Annotated in this window: 22 protein-coding genes; 5 read left to right on the forward strand and 17 right to left on the reverse strand. The window is 61.6% G+C overall.

The features are described from left to right. Window positions 1–92: 92 nt before the first annotated feature. Together L8I05_RS26330 and L8I05_RS26335 are read right to left on the reverse strand one after the other, a co-directional pair. Entirely contained in the window at window positions 93–569 is a 477-nt protein-coding gene (locus L8I05_RS26330) for a cupin domain-containing protein (RefSeq protein ID WP_242174399.1), read from the reverse strand. Continuing rightward, window positions 566–1,561, reverse strand: a complete 996-nt coding sequence (locus L8I05_RS26335; protein ID WP_242174400.1) for an aldo/keto reductase — start codon at window positions 1,559–1,561, stop codon at window positions 566–568. Before L8I05_RS26335 ends, L8I05_RS26330 begins: the two co-directional genes overlap by 4 nt. A gap of 98 nt (window positions 1,562–1,659) precedes the next feature. Between L8I05_RS26335 and L8I05_RS26340 the strand changes: the two genes are divergently transcribed. Next, window positions 1,660–2,553 carry a LysR family transcriptional regulator gene (locus tag L8I05_RS26340; protein ID WP_242174403.1) on the forward strand — a complete coding sequence of 298 codons (894 nt, stop codon included), beginning with the start codon at window positions 1,660–1,662 and terminating at the stop codon, window positions 2,551–2,553. Between the two features lie 113 nt (window positions 2,554–2,666). Here L8I05_RS26340 and L8I05_RS26345 read toward each other — a convergent pair whose 3' ends face one another. Then, a complete protein-coding gene (locus tag L8I05_RS26345) occupies window positions 2,667–3,998 on the reverse strand; it encodes an LLM class flavin-dependent oxidoreductase (protein WP_242174406.1) in 1,332 nt (443 codons plus the stop codon). Between the two features lie 205 nt (window positions 3,999–4,203). Between L8I05_RS26345 and L8I05_RS26350 the strand changes: the two genes are divergently transcribed. Then, window positions 4,204–5,148 (forward strand): aliphatic sulfonate ABC transporter substrate-binding protein, encoded by a 945-nt coding sequence (locus L8I05_RS26350; RefSeq protein ID WP_242174425.1) that lies wholly within the window; start codon window positions 4,204–4,206, stop codon window positions 5,146–5,148. Between the two features lie 157 nt (window positions 5,149–5,305). On the opposite strand, the gene L8I05_RS26355 is transcribed toward L8I05_RS26350, so the two are convergent. The 3 genes from L8I05_RS26355 to L8I05_RS26365 all read right to left on the reverse strand — a co-directional run bounded on the left by L8I05_RS26355 (window position 5,306) and on the right by L8I05_RS26365 (window position 8,049). Further along, window positions 5,306–6,490, reverse strand: a complete 1,185-nt coding sequence (locus L8I05_RS26355) for a sugar transporter (RefSeq protein ID WP_177017739.1) — start codon at window positions 6,488–6,490, stop codon at window positions 5,306–5,308. A gap of 111 nt (window positions 6,491–6,601) precedes the next feature. After that, window positions 6,602–6,964 carry a type 1 fimbrial protein gene (locus tag L8I05_RS26360; protein ID WP_242174428.1) on the reverse strand — a complete coding sequence of 121 codons (363 nt, stop codon included), beginning with the start codon at window positions 6,962–6,964 and terminating at the stop codon, window positions 6,602–6,604. Between the two features lie 86 nt (window positions 6,965–7,050). Further along, the gene (locus L8I05_RS26365; protein ID WP_242174437.1) at window positions 7,051–8,049 is read right to left on the reverse strand and encodes a bile acid:sodium symporter family protein; all 999 of its coding nucleotides are present in this window, start codon (window positions 8,047–8,049) and stop codon (window positions 7,051–7,053) included. A gap of 85 nt (window positions 8,050–8,134) precedes the next feature. Between L8I05_RS26365 and L8I05_RS26370 the strand changes: the two genes are divergently transcribed. Next, on the forward strand, window positions 8,135–8,923 hold the full coding sequence (locus L8I05_RS26370) for a helix-turn-helix transcriptional regulator (protein WP_242174448.1): 789 nt from the start codon (window positions 8,135–8,137) through the stop codon (window positions 8,921–8,923). An 84-nt stretch (window positions 8,924–9,007) separates the two neighbouring features. Here the strand turns inward: L8I05_RS26370 and L8I05_RS26375 are convergent, their stop codons facing one another. After that, window positions 9,008–10,021: an ABC transporter substrate-binding protein gene (locus tag L8I05_RS26375; protein WP_242174459.1), complete on the reverse strand. Its 1,014-nt coding sequence runs from the start codon at window positions 10,019–10,021 to the stop codon at window positions 9,008–9,010. 166 nt (window positions 10,022–10,187) lie between these two features. Here L8I05_RS26375 and L8I05_RS26380 point away from each other — a divergent pair, with 166 nt between their 5' ends. Beyond that, complete coding sequence (locus L8I05_RS26380) at window positions 10,188–10,616, forward strand: hypothetical protein (protein ID WP_242174460.1); 429 nt, start codon at window positions 10,188–10,190, stop codon at window positions 10,614–10,616. Between the two features lie 134 nt (window positions 10,617–10,750). Here L8I05_RS26380 and L8I05_RS26385 read toward each other — a convergent pair whose 3' ends face one another. Genes L8I05_RS26385 through L8I05_RS26410 form a run of 6 tightly spaced genes read right to left on the reverse strand, consistent with a single transcriptional unit; the run spans window position 10,751 to window position 16,673 of the window. Next, window positions 10,751–12,493 carry an ABC transporter substrate-binding protein gene (locus tag L8I05_RS26385; RefSeq protein WP_159955431.1) on the reverse strand — a complete coding sequence of 581 codons (1,743 nt, stop codon included), beginning with the start codon at window positions 12,491–12,493 and terminating at the stop codon, window positions 10,751–10,753. Window positions 12,494–12,524: 31 nt separating this feature from the next. Beyond that, complete coding sequence (locus L8I05_RS26390) at window positions 12,525–12,797, reverse strand: DUF2160 domain-containing protein (RefSeq protein ID WP_159955429.1); 273 nt, start codon at window positions 12,795–12,797, stop codon at window positions 12,525–12,527. A gap of 10 nt (window positions 12,798–12,807) precedes the next feature. Further along, on the reverse strand, window positions 12,808–13,608 hold the full coding sequence (locus tag L8I05_RS26395; protein ID WP_159955427.1) for a carbohydrate ABC transporter permease: 801 nt from the start codon (window positions 13,606–13,608) through the stop codon (window positions 12,808–12,810). A gap of 10 nt (window positions 13,609–13,618) precedes the next feature. Continuing rightward, window positions 13,619–14,485, reverse strand: a complete 867-nt coding sequence (locus L8I05_RS26400; protein ID WP_159955425.1) for a sugar ABC transporter permease — start codon at window positions 14,483–14,485, stop codon at window positions 13,619–13,621. After that, a complete protein-coding gene (locus tag L8I05_RS26405) occupies window positions 14,482–15,579 on the reverse strand; it encodes an ABC transporter ATP-binding protein (protein ID WP_242174464.1) in 1,098 nt (365 codons plus the stop codon). The genes L8I05_RS26400 and L8I05_RS26405 overlap by 4 nt, the downstream gene beginning before the upstream one ends. Continuing rightward, on the reverse strand, window positions 15,579–16,673 hold the full coding sequence (locus L8I05_RS26410) for an ABC transporter ATP-binding protein (RefSeq protein ID WP_242174468.1): 1,095 nt from the start codon (window positions 16,671–16,673) through the stop codon (window positions 15,579–15,581). Before L8I05_RS26410 ends, L8I05_RS26405 begins: the two co-directional genes overlap by 1 nt. Window positions 16,674–17,039: 366 nt before the next feature. Between L8I05_RS26410 and L8I05_RS26415 the strand changes: the two genes are divergently transcribed. Continuing rightward, window positions 17,040–18,872: a sigma-54-dependent Fis family transcriptional regulator gene (locus tag L8I05_RS26415; RefSeq protein ID WP_242174474.1), complete on the forward strand. Its 1,833-nt coding sequence runs from the start codon at window positions 17,040–17,042 to the stop codon at window positions 18,870–18,872. Window position 18,873: 1 nt separating this feature from the next. Here L8I05_RS26415 and L8I05_RS26420 read toward each other — a convergent pair whose 3' ends face one another. The 4 genes from L8I05_RS26420 to L8I05_RS26435 all read right to left on the reverse strand — a co-directional run bounded on the left by L8I05_RS26420 (window position 18,874) and on the right by L8I05_RS26435 (window position 23,159). Further along, window positions 18,874–19,806 (reverse strand): FecR family protein, encoded by a 933-nt coding sequence (locus L8I05_RS26420; protein WP_242174481.1) that lies wholly within the window; start codon window positions 19,804–19,806, stop codon window positions 18,874–18,876. Then, entirely contained in the window at window positions 19,803–20,345 is a 543-nt protein-coding gene (locus L8I05_RS26425; protein ID WP_242174490.1) for a sigma-70 family RNA polymerase sigma factor, read from the reverse strand. The genes L8I05_RS26420 and L8I05_RS26425 overlap by 4 nt, the downstream gene beginning before the upstream one ends. Window positions 20,346–20,636: 291 nt before the next feature. Next, window positions 20,637–22,748, reverse strand: a complete 2,112-nt coding sequence (locus L8I05_RS26430; RefSeq protein WP_242174494.1) for a TonB-dependent receptor — start codon at window positions 22,746–22,748, stop codon at window positions 20,637–20,639. Window positions 22,749–22,889: 141 nt separating this feature from the next. Beyond that, entirely contained in the window at window positions 22,890–23,159 is a 270-nt protein-coding gene (locus L8I05_RS26435) for a hypothetical protein (RefSeq protein ID WP_242174496.1), read from the reverse strand. Between the last annotated feature and the right edge of the window lie 93 nt (window positions 23,160–23,252).

A 23,252-nucleotide genomic window follows, 5' to 3' on the forward strand; every position in this document is an offset into this window, starting at 1 on the left:
GCGGGACGCGGAGCGTCCCAGGCGGCGTTCCCACGCAGAGCGTGGGGACGATCAACAAATTGAGTTGATCGTTGCGCGTACATGCCGGGAAGTCAAGGCGCCGACGCGTACTGGCCGTCGCTGACCTGCTCCAACCAGTCCACTACCTTGCCGTCCAGCACCTCGGCAATCGCGATGTGGGTCATCGCGGTGTTCGGCGTGGCGCCATGCCAATGCTTGACGCCGGGGGCGATCCATACGGTGTCGCCGGGGCGGATGGCCCGCACTGCCTGGCCCCATTCCTGGACCAGACCGGCGCCGGCGGTGACGATCAAGGTCTGCCCCAACGGATGGGTGTGCCAGGCGGTGCGTGCGCCCGGCTCGAAGGTTACCGTGGCGCCGCTGACGCGCGCGGCGTCGGTGCCTTTGAACGGCGCGTCCACGCGCACGGTGCCGGTAAACCAGTCGGCGGGGCCTCGGGCAGAGGGTTGCGAGCCATTCGGGGTGATGGTGAGCATTGGGGTCTCCTGTGCGCTGGATTCTTGAGTGAGCATTGACAGCGAAAGTGCTGCGGCGGTGAGGGTTTTCATAGGCCGGTCATCTTTTCCAGGGCCTCGGGGTAGCGTTCGCCTTGCACGCTGATGTTCGCCGCGGCCAGGTCAAGAGCCGACAACTCTTGCGCGCTGAGTTGGATCTGCACCGCAGCGAGGTTTTCGGTCAGGCGCGAGGCTTTGGTGGTGCCAGGAATCGGCACAATCCACGGCTTTTGCGCCAACAGCCAGGCCAGGGCGATCTGTGACGGCGTGGCATTGTTGCGTTGCCCGACCTGACGCAACAGCTCCACCAACGCCTGGTTGGCCTGCAAGGCTTGCGGGGTAAAGCGCGGCAAGTTGCTGCGAAAGTCACTGCTGTCAAACGTGCTTTGGCTGTCGAACTTACCGGTGAGAAAGCCTTTGCCCAATGGGCTGTAAGGCACCAGGCCAATGCCCAGTTCTTCCAGCAACGGCAGGATCTCGGCTTCCGGCTTGCGCCACCACAGCGAATATTCACTTTGCAGCGCCGTCACCGGCTGCACCGCGTGAGCACGGCGGATGGTTGCGGCGCCGGCTTCCGACAGCCCGAAATGCTTGACCTTGCCTTCCTGGATCAAGTCTTTCACGGCACCGGCCACCTCTTCGATGGGCACATTGGGGTCGACCCGGTGCTGATAGAACAGGTCGATCACATCGGTTTTCAGACGTTTGAGAGAGGCTTCCGCCACCTGGCGAATATGCTCGGGACGGCTGTTGAGACCCGACCACTTGCCATTGCCGGACGGGTCGAGCGCGAAACCGAATTTGGTCGCGATAACCACCTGTTCGCGCACCGGCGCCAGGGCTTCGCCGAGCAATTGTTCATTGATGAACGGGCCGTAGACTTCGGCGGTGTCGAAGAAGGTCACGCCCTGCTCCACCGCACCGCGCAACAGCGCGATCATTTGCTGTGAATCGGCCGGCGCGCCATAGCCGAAGCTCATGCCCATGCATCCCAGGCCCAGGGCCGAGACGTTTAGCGAGCTGTTGCCGAGTGTGCGTTTAAGCATGGTATTTCTCCAATTCAAGGACTGGTTTAAATCTAACAGCCGCCTATTGAGATGATTAGCCGCTAGAATCAGAAAATACTTATGAGGGCGGCTCACCAATGCTCAGGGAAAATGCCAATGACCTGCTCGCTTTCCTGGCTGTCGCGCGCGAGCGCAGCTTTACCAAGGCGGCGGCAAAACTTGGGGTGTCACAGTCGGCGCTGAGCCATACGATCCGCGCGCTCGAAGCGCGCCTTGGGCTGCGCTTGCTCACGCGCACCACGCGCAGCGTGTCGCCGACCGAAGCCGGGCAGCACCTGATCGACACCGTCGGGCCGCACTTCGATGAAATCCAGATCGGCCTGGAAGGCTTGAGCAACTTGCGTGATACGCCCTCCGGCACGATCCGCATCAACGCCATGGACCATGCGCTGGAGCACATCCTCTGGCCGGTGCTCAAACCCTTCCTGGCGCAATACCCCGACATTGCCGTCGAGGTCTGCTGCGACTACGGTTTTGTCGATATTGCCGCCCAGGGTTTCGACGCTGGCGTGCGCTTGGGCGAGGACGTGGCCGAAGGCATGATCGCCACCCGTATTGGCCCGGACATGCGCATGCGCGTCGTCGGTTCGCCGGAGTATTTTGCCCGGCATGCACGGCCGACAACGCCGCGCGACCTCACCACCCACGCCTGCAACAACCTGCGCCTGCCCACCAACGGTGGCTTGTATGCATGGGAGTTTCGCAAGGGCGGGGAAAGCCTGAATGTGCGCGTGTCAGGCCAGGTGACCTTCAATGGCGTGTATCAACTGCTCAAGGCTGCCGTGGATGGGTTTGGCCTGAGCTACATCCCGCAAGACCTGGTGGCACCGTATTTGGCGGACGGCCGCTTGATCGCCGTATTGGATGATTGGTGCGCGCCGTTTGCCGGGTTTCACCTGTACTACCCCAGCCGGCGCCAGGCTTCACCGGCGTTTGCTCTGCTGGTGGAGGCGCTGCGTTATCGCGGTTGAAGAAACTTGGCTCGCGGGACGCGGAGCGTCCCAGGCGGCGTTCCCACGCAGAGCGTGGGGACGATCAATATGGCCTGTGGGAGCTGGCAAGCCAGCTCCCACATTGACCGCGTTCAGTGAGTGAGATCGGCCAACCCCAGATGCTCACGCAGCGTCGAGCCTTCATACGCCGTACGGAACAACCCCTTGCGCTGCAAATGCGGAATCGCGCTCTCGACAAACTCAGTGAACGAGCCCGGCAAGTAGCCCGGTGAAATCACAAAGCCGTCGCAACCGCCCTGCTCGAACAGCTCCGCCAACTGGTCAGCGACTTGCGCGCCGGTGCCCACCAATTGCGGCACGCGCACGCTGCTGGCGAACAGGCGCCCCAGTTGCTCCAGGGTGGTGTCGGGGCCTTGCATCAGCAGTTTTTCGGCGGCGGCCGCAGGAATCAGCGGCGACTGCGCGATCTCGGCCAGGGTGGCCGACAGCGGGAACGGCGACAGGTCCACATTCAGCTGCGAAGCGAGTGTCACCAGCCCCAGTTCGGGCCGCGCCAAGGCATTGTGTTTGTCGCGTTTGGCGCGGGCTTCGGCTTCGCTGCCGCCAATAAACGGCATCACCGCCGTCAGCACCTTGCAGCTGTCGGCAGCACGGCCTTGCTGTACCACTTGCGCGCGCACGTCATCGCGAAACGCGCGCATGGCCGCCAAATGCGGGTGAATGGTGAAAATCGCCTCGGCCCAGCGTGCGCCAAACCGCCGACCACGTCCGGATGAGCCGGCCTGGATCAGCACCGGTCGCCCCTGGGGCGTGCGCGGGATATTCAACGGGCCTTCCACCTTGAACCACTCGCCCTGGTGCTGCACCGAGGTAATCAAACCCGGGTCGGCAAGCACACCGCTTTCGCGGTCCAGCTTGAGGGCGCCCTCGCCCCAGCTGTTCCAGAGCTTGAGCGCAACTTCCACAAACTCATCGGCGCGGTCATAGCGCAGGTCGTGTTCCAGGTGCCTGGCCTTGCCGAACAAGCGCCCTTCGCTGTCGTTCATCGAGGTCACGATGTTCCACGCCGCACGGCCCTTGGACAGGTGATCGAGGGTGGCGAATTCACGCGCGATATGCGCCGGCTCGTAGTAGGTGGTGGAGCGTGTCGCACCGAGGCCCAGCTTGGTTGTCTGGCCGATCAGGTAAGAGAGGATCGGCAACGGGTCGAGGCGCGTGGCGTCCTGGGCGCCGTAGCGCAAGGCGAATTCGCGCGAGCCGCCCATCTGATCGCCCACGGCCAGGCGGTCGGCGAAGAACAGGAAGTCGAACAGGCCTTCTTCCACCACCTTGGCGATGCGTGAATAGTAGTCAGGGTCGAGGTAGTTGCCGACGGTTTCCGGGTGGCGCCACACCGCATGGCTGTGCACCACAGGGCCGCTCAACAGAAATGCCGATAGGTGGATTTGGCGGCGGGTGGTCATGGCAGGCCTTAGCTTGTCGCGTAAAGGGTTCAGTCTTAAAACTTATATTAGTAATCGACCGTTATAAAATAACGATATATTCCATGGTTATGCCCGATTCAACGAAATGCTGAAAAACCGCCCTAAGCTCAGATCAAAAGAGTATTTAGCCAATACTTTTTAGAACTTTATGCTTGGCCTTATTTCGCTGAAGATCGAGCGTGCCATGCCTATTCGTCGTCCCCTCGCCGTTGTCATCGGGCTGCTGGCGTTTTCTGTCGCCGTGAGCGCCGAAGCCCAGGAAACCCTACGCATCGGTTACCAGAAGTCTTCAACCCTGATCACCCTGCTGAAAACCCAGGGCACTCTGGAAAAAGCCCTCAAGGCCGACAACATTGACGTGAGCTGGCATGAGTTCCCCAGCGGGTTGCCGCTGCTCGAAGCGCTGAATGTGGGCAACGTCGATATCAGCGCCGACGTGGCCGACACCGTGCCGATCTTCGCCCAGGCCGCACAGGCCAAACTCACCTACTTCGCCCAGGAAGCACCCTCGCCTTCCGCCCAGGCCATCGTGGTGCGCAAGGACTCGCCGATCCAGCAGCTGGCGGATTTGAAGGGCAAGAAAATCGCGGTGACCAAGGCCGCCGGCACCCACTACTTGCTCATCGCGGCGCTGGCCAAAGCCGGCTTGGCCTTTTCGGATATCGAACCGGCCTACCTGTCGCCAGCCGATGGTCGCGCAGCCTTTGAGAACAACAAGGTTGATGCCTGGGTCACCTGGGAACCCTTCCTCACCAGCGTGCAGCGTCAATTGCCGACGCGCACCCTGGCGGACGGCGCAGGCCTGGCCAGCTACAAGCGTTATTACTTGACCGGCACGCCCTACGCCAAGGCGCATCCCGAGGTGCTGAAACTGGTGTATGCGCAGTTGGAAAAAGCCGGCCAGTGGGTGAAAACCCACCCGCAGGACGCGGCGAAAGTGCTCGGCCCGCTGTGGGGCAACCTGGACGTGGCCACGGTTGAAGCGGCCAATGCGCACCGCAGTTATGAGGTGCAGCCGGTAACGATTGATCAGTTGGGGGAACAGCAGAAGATTGCGGACGCGTTCTTCAAGGCGGGGTTGTTGCCCAAGGCGGTGGATGCCCAGGATGTGCAGACCTGGAAGCCATAGCCTAAAGGCTCGTTCCCACGCTCTGCGTGGTAATGCATCACGTGACGCTCTGCGTCACCCTACTCAGCGCTCAAGTTTGCCGGGACGCAGAGCGTCCCAAGGTGCATTCCCACGCAGAGCGTGGGAACGATCAAACAACACATCAGGTTGTTACGCCTCAGTGCCGCACCACACCCTGGCCGAAGCGGTGTATTGCCAGGCAATAGCCAATCAATGCCAGGGCCGCCAGTGCACCGCCCGCTGCGCCGATCCAGGCGAAGCCGAAGTGGCTGCCGACCCAGCTGCCCATCAGCGCGCCGCCGCCGATGCCGATGTTGTAGATGCCGGAGAACATCGCCATCGCGACGTCGGTGGCGTCGGGTGCCAGCACCAGCACCTTGGATTGCATGGCCAGGCCGAAGCCCATGATCGCCATGCCCCAGAACACGCTCAGGCCGACGAGGTACGACTCGGCGCCGCTCAAAGGCAGCATCAGTGCCAGGCACGCGGCGAGCAGGAACACCGCGCTGACCACGAAGAGGTGCGGGTTGAAACGGTGCACCAGGCTGAACAGCAGCGAGCCGATGATGCCCGCGCCGCCGAACACCAGCAGGAACAGCGTCACCACATTGCCGCTCAGGCCGGCGACGCCTTCAACAAAGGGTTCGATGTAGCTGTAGGCGGTGAATTGCGCGGTCACCACCATGGCGGTCAGCACATACAGCGCCACCAGCGCCGGGCGCTTGAACAGCAGCGGCAGGCTGCGCAGCGAGCCGGAGTTCTGGCTCGGCAGCAGCGGCAAGGTGCGCGCCAGCCAGAACACCAGGGCCGCGGCAAACGCCGCGATCACCAGGAACGTGGTGCGCCAGCCCATGGCCTCGCCCAGCAGACGGCCCAGCGGAATGCCCAATACCATCGCCAGGGACGTGCCGGTGGCCAGCAGGCCGAGGGCTTGCACCTGTTTGCCTTCCGGCGCCAGGCGCACTGCCAGCGACGCGGTGATCGACCAGAACAACGCGTGGGACAAGGCGATGCCGATGCGGCTGACCATCAACAGGCCAAAACTGGTGGCGACGCTGGAAAGGATATGGCTGGCGATAAACAAGCCGAACAACACGATCAGCAGTTTGCGCCGCTCGACGTTACGCGTCAGCAGCATCACCGGCAGCGAGGTCAGCGACACGATCCAGGCATAGATGGTGAGCATCAGGCCGACGCTGGCGATGGGCATGTCGAAGCTGGCGCCGATGGCGCTGAGCAGGCCGACCGGCACGAACTCGGTGGTGTTGAATACAAACGCGGCCAACGCGAGGGCGATGACCGGTTGCCAGTTGGCTTGGGGCGTTGCGGCTGAAATGCTCATTGACGGGCGAGGTACTCTGGCGATGGTCCAACGGCCGCGCAGAACAGCGCCGCCGCTGGGCATTCTATAGGTTTCTCGGCCCGCTGTTGACGCGGATCGTCGCCCTGTTGCTCAGGGCGAGGTCATGGTGATGACGTAGTTGCCCGACTTGATCGGCTGGCCGGCCTTGTCCACCAACAGATAGCGCTGATCGTAGTAACGCCCGCTGCCGCTGTCTGCGACCAGCAGCACATGGGCCGCGTTGACACTGGCCACCGGCGCCACATTGCGCACATCGAAGCGGCTGCCACGGTTGGAAACGGCGCAGCCGGTCAACTCCATTACCGCGCCGCTGCGCGCATTTGTCGCACACCCAGGCTCGACGATGGCACCGGTGAACTGAATGGTGCCCTGCCCGACTGTCTGCGCGGCGCCACAAGCGCCCGCCCATAGGCAAAACAGGCCGGTAAACACTGAAATACCTTTAACCTTCATGCCGACACTCCTTATTGGGCTCTCAATAAGTAAGTCGTCTGGCCGGGCGTTAACTTGAGGTGATTCGGCCCGAGGTGTGACCTAGATCACGGATCCACCTGCCCCATCAACTCGGGGATGCTTTCCGGCCGCTTGGCATAACGCTGCGCCAGTGCCGCGCACACCATCAACTGGATCTGGTGAAACAGCATCAGCGGCAAAATCAACACGCCCATGCTCGCCCCGGCGAACAGCACCTGGGCCATCGGCACACCGGTCGCCAGGCTTTTCTTCGAACCGCAGAACAGGATGGTGATGCGGTCTTCCTGGCTGAAGCCGAAGGCCTTGCCCAGAACGGTCGACGCCACCAGCACCAACGCCAGCAACACGCAGCAGGCCACCACCAGGCCGCCGAGTTCCCACAGTGGGATCTGGTGCCAGATGCCTTCGTTGACCGCTTCACTGAACGCGCCGTAGACCACCAGCAAAATCGAGCCTTGGTCGACGAACTTCAGCCAGGACTTGTTGCGGCCGACCCACTCGCCAATCCAGCGGCGGGCGATCTGCCCGGCGATGAACGGCAGCAGCAATTGCACGCTGATCTTCAGGATTGCGTCGAGGGTCGAACCGCCGTCGCCGTGCACGTTGAGCAGCAACGTCACCAGCAACGGCGTGAGGAAAATGCCAAACAGGCTCGACGCCGCCGCGCTGCAGATGGCCGCGGGGATGTTGCCGCGCGCCAGGGACGTGAAGGCAATCGCCGACTGCACCGTGGCCGGCAGCGCGCAGAGGTAGAGCATGCCCATGTACAGGTCTTTGCCGATCAGCGGCGAAAGCACCGGCTTCAGCGCCAGGCCCAGCAAGGGAAACAGCACGAACGTGAGGCTGAACACCAGCAGGTGCAGGCGCCAGTGGCCGGCCCCGGCGACGATGGCCTGGCGCGACAGCTTGGCGCCGTGCAGGAAAAACAGCAGCGCGATGGCCAGGTTAGTCACCCAGCCGAAGGCCACGGCGGTCTGGCCGCTGGCGGGCAGCAGTGACGCGAGGATCACCGTGCCGATCAGGGTCAGGGTGAAGTTGTCAGGTAGAAAACGTGGGCGGTTCATAAGCAAATCTTCCAGGGGTTGCCAAGCGCATCGCTGCGACTCTAACGTAACGGCTTGTTACCGACTAACGCCAATGAGCCAGTAAATGCCGCCTAAAGGACATGACAAGACGGTTCGCCGCAGCGTGCCCGGGCTTTCCAGCCTGCCACGGCCGGTGTATGGGCGCACCGAATCGCTGCCCAATCGCGCCCTGACCCGCCGCCACAGCCACCCGTGGGTGCAATTGTCTTACGCGATTTCCGGGGTGCTGGAGATCCAGACCAGCGTCGGCCGCTTTGTCGCGCCGCCGCAGCGTGCGGTGTGGATTCCGGCGGGCGTGCCGCACCGGGTGTTCAGTTCGCCGCACACGGAAATGCGCAGCCTTTACCTCGACTGCAGCGTCACCGCCTGGGCGCCCGAGCGCTGCCAGGTGTTGGAGGTGAGCAGTTTGTTGCGCGAGCTGATCCGCAGCTTCAGCGAGTTGCCGGTGGAATATGCCGAGGACGGGCCGGATGGGCGTCTGGCCCAGGTGGTGCTGGACCAACTGGCCGCTGCACCGCAGGTGGACTTGATGCTGCCGTTGCCCCACGACGCGCGGTTGCGGCAGATTTACCGCAGCCTGAGCCTGCACCCGGAGCAGCAGACAACCTTGGGTGACTGGAGCCGCAAGCTGGCGGTGAGTGAGAAGACCCTCAGCCGGTTGTTTCTCAGTGACACCGGGCTGACCTTTCGCGCCTGGCGCCAGCGCTTGCGGCTGCTCAGCGCCCTGCCCGCGCTGGAGCAAGGTGAACGGGTGACGGATGTGGCGTTGGGGTGCGGGTATGAGTCGACGTCGGCGTTTATCAATGCGTTTCGCCAGCAGTTTGAGGCGACGCCGGGTGAGTTTTTCCGCTGAGTCTTAGACGAAGAAGTTCAACTGTGGGAGCTGGCTTGCCAGCTCCCACATTTTTTAACTGTATTTCAAATCTGGTGAGGGGGCTTAGCTGCCGTCACCACCATGCGCCTCTTCAAAAAAGTAATCCTTCCAACTCGCCGCCTTGTTCTTCAACACGCCCAGTTCCTGCAATTTCTGCGCATAGATGTAAGTACGCTGCGGCACGATGGTGAAGTCGATTTCCGGGTCCTGGACGATTTTTTCCACCAGGTCCAGCGGCAACCTGGATTCCTCTACCCGAATATAGGTTTTGGCTGCAGCGGGCTTGTCGGCCTTGATGATCTGCTCGGCCTCGGCCAGCGCGGAGTAGAACGCCTTGTAGGTCTTGGGGTTTTCATCGTGGAATTTCTCGGTGGTGTAGAGCACGTTGAACGAGGCCTGACCGCCGAGGATGTCGTAGGAACTGAGCACCTTGTGCACATTAGGGTTGAGCAATTCCTGGTACTGGAACGGCGGGCTGGAGAAGTGCGAGTTGATCTCCGAACCACCGGCAATCAACGCCGCCGTGGCGTCCGGGTGGGCCAGGCTGATGGAGATGTCGTCGAACTTCTTGAAATTGGCGTCGCCGAATTGTTTTGCGGTTTCGATCTGCAAGGTGCGCGACTGGAAACCCACGCCGGCGGCGGGCACAGCGATGCGGTCTTTTTCGGTGAAGTCCTTGAGGGTCTTCACGTTGGGGTTATTGGTCAGCAGGTAGTTGGGCATGGAGCCAAGGGAAGCGATGGCCTTGACGTTCTGCTTGCCCTTGGTGCGATCCCACAGGGTGAGCATCGGCGGCACACCGGCCGAGACCACGTCCAGGGCGCCGGCCAGCAGCGATTCATTCATCGCGGTGGCGCCGGAAATGCTGTTCCATTCCACCTTAATATCCAGGCCCTGTTCCTTGCCGTGCTTCTCGATCAAGTGCTGGTCGCGCACCACGTCGAGGATCAGGTAGCCAATGCCGAATTGCTGGGCGATGCTGATCTTGCCTTCGGCCTGGGCGCCGGGGCTGAGTAAGGCGCTTGCCGCCGCCAGGGACGCGGCCAGGAGAGTCAGGGAGGAACGCTTGAAAGTCATGGGGAATCTGCCGCGTTTTCGAGAAGGTGATGGAGCCTAGCGGCGATTTTTAAGACTTGAAAAGAATATTGGGATCTATTGTTATGCAAATCGCCCCCAAATTGCCGCGCGGCTGGTATTGTGCCGCGCTTTGAAAGACACCTGCCGACCTGCGAGGAAATGGACGTTGAACACTGACGATAAAATGACTGGGGACTTGTTCGAGGTGGATAAGCGCCTGTCACTCAAGCCCGTGGTGGACTTCAACAGCTACCTGCGCAGCGCGTTCGGCGACGGCCCCTGCACCTGCGTGCGCTGCGCCGCCAGCCAGGGCGATGAAAGCGGCTACGCGTTCCAGCACACCTTCAACCTCGACGGTAAACCCACCCACCGCCGCTTCGCCTCCACGGCGGGCAGCGATGTATTGATGAAGCTCAAGCAAGCGTGGCTGTCGTACACCAAGGCCGAATTGCCGCTCAGTGGCGTGCTGGTGTTGGACACGGTGAAGGAGTTTGTCGAGCCACAGTTGCACAAGCGCCTGGCGCCGCTGTTTCTGGCCAGTGAGCTGGTCAAGGATGTGGGCGGCGAACTGCAGATCCAGCCGCAGGCCGCTTAATTTCAAATTCGCCACCGAACAAATGTGGGAGCTGGCTTGCCTGCGATGCAGACACCTCGGTGCCTCTGGTGCACCGAGGTGATGCCATCGCAGGCAAGCCAGCTCCCACATTCGATCTTTATTGCCCATCGCTGTTACTTACGCGCCGCCTCCCACGACTTGAGCAAATCGCCATAAGCCACGGTTTCGCCCTTAGGCTTCTCGTTGGCCAGTTTCGGCTTTGGCGCGCCCGGCTGGTCGAACCAGTATTGGGCATCACGCTCGGGGTTCATTTTCGGGCCACACACCGGTTGCACCTTGGAGCGTTCCAGGCGCGTCATGATCGCGTCCTGCTCCTTGGCCAGGTTGTCCAGCGCCTGTTGCGGGGTTTTCTCGCCGCTGGCGGCGGCGGCGATGTTGCTCCACCACAGCTGCGCCAAACGTGGATAGTCCGGCACGTTGGTGCCGGTCGGGGTCCATTCGACGCGGGCCGGGCTGCGGTAGAACTCGACCAGGCCACCAAGTTTCGGTGCCAGGTCGGTCATGGCCTGGGAGTTGATGTCGGACTCGCGAATCGGCGTCAGGCCAACGATGGTTTTCTTCAGCGACACGGTTTTTGAGGTCACGAACTGCGCGTACAGCCAGGCCGCGAGTTTTTGCTTCTCAGGCGTCGACTTGAGGAAGGTCCAGGAACCCACGTCCTGATAGCCCTTCTTCATGCCTTTTTCCCAATACGGCCCGACCGGCGATGGCGCCATGCGCCACTTTGGCGTGCCGTCGGCGTTTACCACCGGCAGGCCCGGCTTGGTCATGTCGGCAGTAAACGCGGTGTACCAGAAAATCTGCTGGGCGATGTTGCCCTGGGACGGTACAGGGCCGGATTCGGAGAAGGTCATGCCCGCCGCTTCCGGTGGCGCATAGGCTTTCATCCAGTCCACGTATTTCTGCGTGGCGAATACCGCTGCCGGGCCGTTGGTGTCGCCGCCACGGGTGACGCTGGAGCCCACCGGGTGGCAGTCCTCCACGCGAATGCCCCACTCGTCCACCGGCAAACCGTTGGGCAGGCCCTTGTCGCCGCCACCGGCCATGGAGAACCAGGCATCGGTGAAGCGCCAGCCCAGGGATGGGTCTTTTTTGCCGTAGTCCATGTGCCCATAAATACGCTTGCCGTCGATTTCCTTGACGTCTTCGCTGAAGAATTTGGCGATGTCTTCGTAGGCCGACCAGTTCACCGGCACGCCGAGGTCATAGCCGTATTTTTCCTTGAACTTGGCTTTCAGGTCCGCGCGCTCGAACCAGTCGGCGCGGAACCAGTAGAGGTTGGCGAACTGCTGGTCGGGCAGTTGGTAGATCTTGCCGTCCGGCGCGGTGGTGAAGGAGATGCCGATAAAGTCCTTGATATCCAGGGTCGGCGAGGTGAAGTCCTTGCCTTCATTGGCCATCAGGTCGGTGATCGATTCGGTCTTGCCATAGCGAAAGTGCGTACCGATCAAGTCGGAATCGTTGACCCAGCCGTCATAGATGTTCTTGTCGGACTGCATCTGGGTTTGCAGCTTTTCCACCACGTCGCCTTCCTGCAGCAGGTCGTGGGTCAGCTTGATCCCGGTGATTTCGCTGAAGGCCTTGGCCAGCACCTTGGATTCGTACTCGTGGGTGGTGAGGGTTTCCGACACCACGTTGATCTTCATCCCACGGAACGGTTCGGCCGCCTTGATAAACCACTTCAACTCTTCGAGCTGCTGGGCTTCGGTGAGGGTGGACGGTTTGAACTCGCTGCCGATCCATTTTTTCGCCGCATCTTCATACGCATCGGCCCAGGCCGTGGCGCTCAAACCGCTGAGGGCCAGTACGGCGGCCAATGAAATGCTATGTCGCAGCTTATTGTTTTTATTCAACATAGAGACCTCCTGGTGGTTTATTCACGGAGCACTAGCCCCAACGCATCACACACAACAGCCACACCAGGGACAGCGCGGACGCCACCCAGATGCTCCAGTCGGTTACGCCGATCACCAATAAATGCAGGTAGGCGCTGCCGAGAAGACCGATAAACAAGCGATCACCACGGGTGGTGCTGATCGGCAAAAAGCCGCGCCGAGGGATGCTCGGCGAGCGCAGTTCCCAGGTGGTCATGCCTGCCAGCAGCAGGCCAATGGCCGCAAAGAACAACGCGGTGGGGGTGGTCCAGGCCATCCATTCCATCATCGACTCCTCAGACCCGGCCGAGGGCAAAGCCCTTGGCCACGTGGTTGCGAACAAACCAGATCACCAGCATGCCGGGCAGGATGGTCAACACCCCCGCCGCCGCCAGCACGCCCCAATCGATACCCGAAGCCGAGACCGTGCGGGTCATCACCGCCGCAATGGGCTTGGCGTTGACCGAGGTCAGGGTGCGCGCCAGCAGCAGCTCGACCCAGGAAAACATGAAGCAGAAAAACGCCGTCACTCCGATGCCGGAACCGATCAGCGGGATGAAAATCTTCACGAAGAACTTGGGAAAGCTATAGCCGTCGATGTAGGCGGTTTCGTCGATTTCCTTCGGCACGCCGGACATGAAGCCTTCCAGAATCCACACCGCCAACGGCACGTTGAACAGGCAATGGGCCAGGGCCACGGCGATGTGCGTATCGAACAGGCCGATGGACGAATACAGCTGGAAAAACGGCAGCAGGAACACCGCCGGCGGCGCCATGCGGTTGGTCAGCAGCCAGAAGAACAGGTGCTTGTCACCCAGGAAGCGGTAGCGCGAGAAGGCATACGCCGCCGGCAATGCCACGCTCAGGGAAATCACCGTGTTCAGGCTCACGTAATACAGCGAGTTGATGTAGCCGCTGTACCAGCTCGGGTCGGTGAAGATCACCTTGTAGTTGGCCAGGGTGAAATCCTGCGGAAACAGCGTCAGCCCGCCGAGGATTTCGGTGTTGCTCTTGAAGGACATGTTCAGCAGCCAGTAGATCGGCACCAGCAGAAACAGGATGTAGATGAGTAAGGGGATTAGCTTGCGCTTGCTCATGTTGGCGGCCTCAGCGGTTGGCGTCGGAGTGGGTCATGGCGGTGTAGAACAGCCAGGACACCAACAGGATGATCAGGAAATACACCAGGGAAAACGCCGCCGCCGGGCCCAGGTCGAATTGGCCGACAGCCATCTGGGTCAAGGTCTGACTGAGGAAGGTAGTGGCGTTACCCGGCCCGCCACCCGTGAGCACGAAGGGCTCGGTGTAAATCATGAAACTGTCCATAAACCGCAGCATCACCGCGATCAGCAGCACGCTTTTCATCTTCGGCAACTGGATATGTCGGAACACCGCCCAGGCCGATGCCCGATCAATCCGCGCGGCCTGGTAGTACACGTCCGGAATCGCCCGCAGCCCCGAGTAACACAGCAGCGCCACCAGCGAGGTCCAGTGCCATACGTCCATCACCAGCACGGTGACCCAGGCGTCCATGGTGTTGGCCGCGTAGTTGTAATTGATGCCCATGGCGTTGAGGCTTGAACCGAGCAAACCGATGTCGGCCCGCCCGAAAATCTGCCAGATGGTGCCCACCACGTTCCACGGAATCAGCAGCGGAATCGCCAGGATAATCAGCACCAGCGAGGACCAGCGCCCCTTGGTCGGCATGGTCAGGGCGATGGCGATACCCAGCGGAATTTCGATCAACAGCACGCAGGCCGAGTAGATGAACTGGCGCAGTAGTGAGTCGTGCAAGCGCGGGTCGAGCAGCACCTGCTTGTACCAGTCGGCGCCAACGAAGTAGCGGCTGGACTGGTCGAAAATGTCCTGCACCGAATAGTTGACCACCGTCATCATCGGGATCACCGCACTGAACGCCACCAGCAAAAACACCGGCAACACCAGCCACCAGGCCTTGTTGTTCTGCACCTTGTTCATGGCTGCACCTCCAGCAGGTAATCGTCGGCGTAGACCATCAGCCATTGCGCGGGAAAGCTGATAGACGCCTTACCCTCGGGCACCGGCTTGTCTTCGGCCAGGCGCACTTTCAGCGGCGCACCGTCGAGGTTGAGGGTCATGATCTTGTAGGTGCCGAGGTCTTCGACGTGAGTGACATCGGCCTGCAGCGCGTCGGGGTTGTACTCGTCCCACACGTGGATAAATTCCGGGCGGATGCCGACCTGCAGCTTCTTGTAGTGCGTCTCGCGCAAGCGTTGCTGCAAGGCCTCGGACAGCGGCAGCAGCGTGCCGGCAAAACGCACCCCGCCCGCCTCGGCCTGCACCTCGATCAGGTTCATCCCCGGGCTGCCGATGAAATAGCCGACAAAGGTATGGCTCGGCCGCTCGAACAACTCACGCGGAGTGCCGAACTGCACGATCTGCCCGCCGTACATCACCGCGATCTTGTCGGCGAAGGTCGAGGCTTCGAGCTGGTCGTGGGTCACGTAGACCATGGTGATGTTGAACTGCTCGTGAATCTGCTTGAGCTTGCGCCGCAGTTTCCACTTCAGGTGCGGGTCGATGACCGTCAGCGGCTCGTCGAACAGGATCGCCGACACGTCGTCACGCACCAGGCCACGGCCCATGGAGACTTTCTGTTTTTCGTCGGCGGTGAGGTTGCGCGCCTTTTTGCTCAGCAGGTTTTGCAGGTCGAGGACTTCGGCGATTTCCTGCACCTTGCTGTGAATTTTCGCCTCGGCCATGCCTTGGTTACGTAGCGGAAAGGCCAGGTTGTCGAACACCGTCATGGTGTCGTACACCACCGGGAACTGGAACACCTGGGCGATGTTGCGGCGTTCCGGGGTGAGTTCGTTGACCACCTTGTGGTCGAATAACACCTGGCCTTCCGAAGGGCTGAGCAAGCCAGAGATGATATTCAGCAAGGTCGACTTGCCGCACCCCGACGGCCCGAGCAAGGCGTAGGCGCCGCCCTGCTCCCACACGTGGTTCATTGCCCGGATCGCGTAGTCCTCCGGACCGTTCGGCGTAGGGCTATAGCTATGGGCAAGGTTCTGCAAATGGATTTCGGCCATCAGGCAACCCTCGCAACACGGCGCCCAGGGGCCTGGACCAAGCGGCCCTGGCCATCGAACACAAACAGTTTATGGGTGGGGATATACACGCGGATTGGCGCGTCGACGTCGTACTCGTGCACCCCCGGCAGGTGCAGCACCAGCAGGAAATGCTCGCTGCGCACATGCAGGAAGGTTTCCGAACCGCTGATCTCGGCGACTTCCACCGTCACGGCCAGCTCCAGGTCATCGTCGTTGCTCGGCACCAGGCTGATATGACTGGGGCGCACGCCAAAGCGGAACTCGCCCTCGCCGATGGAACGCAGGTCGACGTTGAGCGGGAAGTGCACGAAATTGGCGAAACTCACTTCATTGCCGCTGATACGGCCCGGCATCAGGTTGATCGGCGGCTCGGAAAACAGCTCGGCGGCCAGCACGGTCTGCGGCTGGTGGTACACCTCGGCGGCCTTGCCACTCTGGATCACCCGGCCCTCATGCAGAATCGTGGTCGTGCCGCCGAGGGCCAGGGCTTCGTTGGGTTCGGTGGTGGCGTAGATTGCGATGGTGTGGCGCGCCTTGAACAGCTCGCGCATTTCCTGACGCAGTTCTTCGCGCAGTTTGTAGTCCAGGTTCACCAGCGGCTCATCGAACAGGATCAGCTCGGCGTCTTTTACCAGCGCACGGGCCATGGCCGTGCGTTGCTGCTGGCCACCGGACAGCTCCAGCGGGTGGCGCTGGAGGAATTTCTCGATGCGCAGCATTTTTGCGGTTTCGAGCACTTTGCTCTGGATCAGCTCGTTGGACACACCGGCCTGGCGCAACGGCGAGGCGATGTTCTCGAACACGGTCATGGTCGGATAGTTGATGAACTGCTGGTAGACCATCGACACATTGCGCAGGCGCACCGGCTTGTGGGTGACGTCCACACCGTTCATCAGGATGCGCCCGCTGTCGGGCTTGTCCAGGCCGGCCATCAGGCGCATCAGGCTGGTCTTGCCGGACAGCGTGCGGCCGAGCAATACGTTGAAGGAACCGGCTTCGAAACGCAGGTTGGCGTCGTCGATCCAGGTCTGGCCTTCGACGACGCGGGAGACATGTTCCAGGGTCAATGACATGACACGCCCTTTTTATTATTGGAATGAAACTGGCCATTCAGCAGAGCGAGTTTCGTGCCAAACCTGCAAGGGCTTGATCCACAAGGAAACAGCGTCCTGCCGCTGTTCAAGAGTGAACACTGTGCTTGAACACCTGAACAGGTCGGGGTTGACAATGAACAGTTCTGAACAACACTCTTTGAACCCGATTGAGTGACCAGCACAGGGCCAATGTGGGAGCGGGCTTGCCCGCGATGAGGGTGTATCAGCTTGCCTATTCAGTGGCTGACCCACTGCTATCGCGGGCAAGCCCGTTCCCACCTGTTGATCCGGTTTGAACGGCTGAATTGAGCAAGACCCCAAAACAATAAAAAGAAGGTCGCCCCCATGGCCGAACCCTTGGCTCACGACACCCTTATCCAGGATTCCTGGCGCCGTTGCCGCGCCTTTGGCCTGGACCACCAGAGCGCCCCCAGCTTTGACCAACTGCCCGCCGAGGGCATCAGCCAATTGCTCGAAAGCCAGCATTCACTGGTGCAGACCACGCACCAGGAAGTGCTGCCCTACTACGAAAACATCCTGAGCAATTCCAACTGCCTGATCATGCTGGCCGACAACCAGGGCCAAGTGCTGACGTCGTGGGGCACCCAGCGGTTTATCGAACCGAAACTGGCGCGGGGTTTCAGCGCCGGCGCCAGTTGGCGGGAGCGCAGCAGCGGCACCAATGCGATCGGCACCGCACTGGCCTGTGCCCAGGCGGTGCATATCGAGCACGACGAACACTTCCTCAAGGCCAACCGTTTCATGACCGGCTCGGCGGCGCCGATCTTCGATGCCCAGCGTGAAATCATCGCGGTGCTGGATGTGTCCAGCGACAGCTATTTGCCGCCCTCCCACACCTTGGGCATGGTCAAGATGATGAGCCAGACCGTGGAAAACCGGCTGATCCTCAACCTGTTTCGCGGCGAGCATTTCCAACTGACCTTCAACACCGGCCTGAACAACCTCGACAGCCAATGGGCCGGCCTGCTGATTTTTGATGAGAGCGGCCAGGTGCTGTCGGCCAACCGCCGCGCAGACAACCTGCTGGGCATCAGTTTGTCGCGGGTGCTGATCGACAGTTTGTTCAAGGTGTCGTTGCTGGAGTTGCTGAATCAACCGGAAGGTTTGCCGTTTTCGCTGCAGGCGGCGGGTCGCAATCGGTTTCAGTGTTTATTGAAACGCCCGAAGAAGATGCCGGTGCAGGCGCGGGTTTTCAGCGAGCCCAAGCCCGCCAAACCGGCGGCGGTAAAACCCGCCTCGATCAGCCTCAAGTCCCTGCATTTTGGTGATGCGCGTGTGGAAAAAGCCGTGCGTCAGGCCGAGCGCCTGTTGGAAAAGGACATTCCGCTGCTGATCCACGGCGAGACCGGCGTAGGCAAAGAAGTGTTTGTCAAAGCCCTGCATCAGGCCAGTTCGCGCAGCACGCAGGCGTTTATCGCGGTGAACTGTGCGGCGATTCCGGCAGAGCTGGTGGAATCGGAGCTGTTTGGTTATGAAAAAGGCGCCTTCACCGGCGCCAATCAGAAAGGCAGCATCGGCCTGATCCGCAAGGCCGACAAAGGCACGCTGTTTCTCGATGAAATCGGCGACATGCCACTGCCGACCCAGGCTCGCTTGCTGCGCGTTTTGCAGGAACGCTGCGTGCAACCGGTGGGCAGCAGTGAGGTGTTCCCGGTGGACTTGCGGATCATCTCCGCCACCAACCGCGCGCTACGCGAATGGGTGCAGGCCGGGCGCTTTCGCGAGGATTTGTATTACCGCATCGGCGGCCTGACCCTGGAGCTGCCGCCGTTGCGCGAACGCACCGACAAACAGGCGCTGTTCCAGCAGCTATGGCAGCAGCACCGCGAGCCGACCCAGTGGGCCGGGCTGAGCAGTGAGGTGCTGGCGTTGTTCGAGCAACACCCGTGGCCGGGGAATCTGCGCCAGGTCAGCAGCGTGTTACAGGTGGCGCTGGCGATGGCCGAGGAACAGCTGGTGCGCCCGGAGCATTTGCCGGATGATTTTTTCGTGGATTTGCAGGTGGCAGTGCCCTCGCCGACCCGCGAGTGCCTGCAAGATGACCTCGATTTGACGCAACGCTTGAAGGCGGCTGGCGGGAATATTTCCCACTTGGCGCGGGAATTGGGCGTGAGCCGCAATACCCTGTACAAGCGCCTGCGCCAGCACCAACGCTGAGCTAGCGCGGCTTGACCACCACCAGCAAGTCGGTGAAGTACTCCACCTGAATCGGCAGGTTGTCGGCGAGGGCCGCGAGCGCGGCGGCGGTGTCGTCGAGCTTGAACACGCCGGACACGCGCAGGTCTTTCAGCGCTTGCGCATCGAAACGCACCAGGCCATGGCGGTAGCCGGCCAGGGTTTGCAGCACGTCGCTCAACGGCTGGTCGTTGACCTTGAGCAAGCCCCGCGTCCACGCGTCGGGGTCGGTGTTGCCAATCGCTTGTGGCGGCCGGGCGCGGCCATGCTCGAGAACCGAGCGCTGGCCGGCGGCGACCTTGACGCCTTCTGCGCCCTCGCCTTTGACCGCCACGCTGGACTCAATCACCGTGACCACGGTGCTGCCGTCCGCCGCGCGCTTGACCAGGTAACGCGTGCCCAGTGCCGTGGCCGTGCCTTGGTCGGTGCGCACCACGAAAGGCCGTTGCGCATCCTTGGCCACCTCGACCCACAGCTCGCCTTGCAGCAACTCGATCACACGTTGGTGGCCATCGAATTTCACATCCACCGCCGAATTGCTGTTGAGCTGCAACCGGCTGCCGTCTTCGAGGGCGATTTGGCGGCGCTCGCCGACGCCGGTGCGCTGGTCGGCCATCCACACCGGCGCGCGCTCCAGGCCGACCCAGCCGCAGAGCAATACGCCGAGCAAACCCAGCACCTGAAAGCCGCGCGAGCGTTGTGGGGCGAAGGCGCGATTGAGGGCAATACGCGCTGGCTGCGCGGGCAATGCATCGAAATGGCCCCAGAGCACGCGCATGCGTTCGATGGCCACGGCATGGCGCGGGTCGGCCTGGCACCAGGTATTGAAGGCGTGGCGGTCGGCCTCGGTGACGTCTTCGTCGTGCAGCCGCGTCAGCCAATTCGCTGCCTGCTGGATGATGTGTTCGGTGTTCACGAGAGCGGGTCCGACACGTGCAGGCTGTGGTAGCAATGCACCAGGGCGGTGGAGATGTAGTTTTTAACCGTGCTGGAAGACACGTCCAGGCACGCGGCGATTTCGCTGTAGGTCAGCCCGTCGAGGCGACTCAGGAGGAACGCTTCACGGGTTTTCGCCGGCAGGCCGGCGAGCATTTCGGCGATGCGCTCCAGGACTTGCAGCGCCACATGCACCGCCGCCGGGTCGGGCATGCTGGCGTCTTCGCATTGGAGCACCAGGGCGTCCATGTAGGCCCTTTCGATGCGCCGTCGACGCGCCCCATCAATCAGCAGGCGCCCGGCCGTGGTGGCGAGAAAGGCGCGGGGTTCCTTGATGGCTTGGGGCTCGGCGAGCATCAAGACGCGGATGAACGCGTCGTGGGCCAGGTCGGCGGCGTATTGGGAACAGCCGAGTTTTTTGCGCAGCCAGCCGTGCAACCAGCCGTGGTGCTCGCTGTACATTGCCGTAAGGGTCTGCTGACGGGCGCAATCGCCCGGCGCGGCCGGAATGTCATGCATGCGCAAAAACTTCTCAAATGGGAAATATTACCAATTGCACGAACAATGCCAGTAAAACGGTGTGGGGGCAAGAGGTGCCCAGGCAGGCCCTGATGCTGTTTGTTGAAGAAATGCAGATTTGCAGACGAAGCCGGTTGAACGGGGAGACTGGCTTGTGTGGGAGCTGGCTTGTGTGGGAGCTGGCTTGCCTGCGATGCAGGCAACTCGGTGGGTCAGTTACACCGTGGTGATTTCATCGCAGGCAAGCCAGCTCCCACAACAGCCAGCTCTCACATTCGAGTGATGGCCGGCTTAACGCCAGCTCCACGACACACCGATATAGACGCCCCGCCCATCTGCAGGCGTGGACCGAGCTACATCCAGGCCCTTGTCGTCATAACCCGGCGTCACCGTGTTGGCATAGCGCCGATTGGTGAGGTTGCGCACATCCACCCACGCTTGCCAGTCCTGCTTGGGCGCGTCGTAGCCGAAGGTGGCGCCCAGCGTGGTGTAGGCCGCTGCGTAGTAGGAATTGGCGTAGTCCACCGCCACGCGCGAGGAATGCTCGGTGTTGAGGCTGGTGTAGAAACCTGTCGGATGGCTGTAGCGCAGTTGCGCCTGGTAATAATGCTTGGGAATGCCCGGCAAGGTGTTGTCGCCGAAACGGTCGTCGTCACGGTAGTGGAAATCGCTGTAAGTGTAGGCCTGGCGCAAGGCGAGCTGGCCGTTGCGCCCGCCCTCCCACAACGGGCTGAGCAGGCTCAGCTCCACACCTTGGTGCACGGTGGGGCTGGCGTTGGCTTCGGCGACAATCGCGTCGCTGGTGGCGGTTTGCGCTTGGGTTTCCACCGTTAGCAATTCATGGCGCACTTCGGAGCGGTACAGCGCCAGGTCCCATTGGCCGAACCACTGCTCGCCTCGGCCGCCGACTTCCAAGGTAGTGGCGGTCTGATTGCGCAGGCTCACGCCTTCGCGGGCCAAGCCGTTAGCCGGGCCACTCGTAAAGTATTTGTTGGAACCCCAGATCATCGACCACGCATGCGGCGGCTCGACCGAGCGGCTCAGGTTGCCGTACACCTGCAATTGCGGGGTGAAGTCATAACGCAGGCCGATGCGCGGGGCGTAATCCCAATCGTGCTGGCTGAGTGGAGCCTGGCCTTCGGGGTATGTCACTTGGGTTTCGCGGCGCGTGTAGATGGCGGCCAGGCCGGTGGTCAGCCACAAATCCGGGACCAGTTCCAGGTCGTTGCCGATGTGCAGCACGGTGTCGGAACCCAGGTAGCTGTAGTCGCGGGTTTTGGTGCCGGGGGCATAGCCCGCGGTATTGCCGGCAGGCACGCGCACATATTCAGAAGCGCCATTATTCGGCATCGCCTGGGTGGTGCGCAGGCCAAGCGTGGTTTTGCTGTCGTGACCGAACAGACTGTCCTGACGGATGTAGTTCAGCGTGCCACTCACGTCGGTGTAGGCGACTTTGAGACGGTTGGTGCCTTCGCGCAGGTCCATCGGGTAATCGTGATACGCCAGGCCGACTTCGACGCGGGAATTGTCATCGAGCTGCAAGGTGGTCTTGTTGGCGAGCCAGGTCGAGCCGGGTTGCAGGCGTTTTGAATCGCGGGCAGCGTTGAGGCTGTTGGCGGCCGTTGGGTCATGGCGGATCTGGTAGCGCGTCAGCTTGCCGGGGGTGTCGTTGGTGGTTTCGCGGTAGCGAAAATAGAAGCGCGTCTCCAGGTCCGGGTTGAAACGGTAGCCGAAGTTGGCCGCCACGCCCTTGCCGGTGCCGGCGCTCTGGTGCTGGTAACCGTCGGATTCCGAGTCGGTCAAGCTGATGTAATAGTCGGCATCGCCCAGCACCTGGCCGGAGCTGATCTCGCGTTGGGCGTAACCGCGACTGCCCGCTTCATAGCGTACTTGCAGCTTGGGCGCATCATAGCCGGTGTGGGTCACGTAGTTGACCGAGCCGCCCAAGGCCAGCGCGCCCTGATCAAAACCGTTGGCGCCGCGCAGCACTTCGACACGGCTTTGCCACAGCGGGTCTTTCAGCTCATAAGGCGTGCCGCCGGGGCCGGTCAGCGGCAAGCCGTCGAACATTTCATACAGGCCGGAGGCGTGGGCGCCTGGGCTGCGGTTCAAGCCCGAACCGCGGATCGAGAGTTTCACGCCCTCATTGTTCGCCGCCTTGGCGTACACCCCGGCCTGGTACTTGAACACATCTTCGTTGGTGCTCACGCGCCCCTGCTGCACGCTGCTCATGTCGATGTAATTGGTGCCACCGGGCACGCTGTTGAGTTGCGCCTGGGCCACCTCGCCGGCGCTGGCTTCGCTGCTGGTGACCTCGACCGGCGCCAATTCGAGTTCCTCGGCGTGTACCAGTGAACTGAGGGTCAGGGCGGCAAAAAACAGCGGAGGTTGGCGCAACAGCATGGGCAGGTCCTTGGAATACGGGGGCGTAGAAGGCCTGGGCCAGCACGCGAACTGTGATGGGAAGGCAGGCAGGCGCGCCAAGTCACGCCTTATTAACGGACCAGACCGATCCCACAACAGTGTCGGACCGAGGTCATCTGTTTAATCCGCGTTGATCAACAGCGCTTGCATCAGATCATCTGCCTCAGACCCTAGTGAGAATCTGAACCCGTGCATTTCATCGCAGGCCAGAATGCCAGCGAGGGTGTCGCGTAATTGCGCCTCTGTCGGCGAGTCACGCAGCATTTTGTGTGCGGGTAGAAGCAACTCGGCGGGAGCACCCTGGGCACTCGCTGCATCGATCACCGCGAAGAGAATAAATCGCAGGCGAACTTCGCGGTCAGTCGGCCAAACCGTTTTTCGCTTACCCAAGGTAGGCACTCTTCGTTAGGAAAAGTCCGAGGCTATTGCCGACCGGAGGGTGTTTCAAGCGCAGGGATACAACATAGGCCACTTCCTACACTG

The sequence above is a fragment of the Pseudomonas sp. MONT-RG-20F-20-E-7-02 genome (assembly GCF_022662395.1).
Classification (GTDB): domain Bacteria; phylum Pseudomonadota; class Gammaproteobacteria; order Pseudomonadales; family Pseudomonadaceae; genus Aquipseudomonas.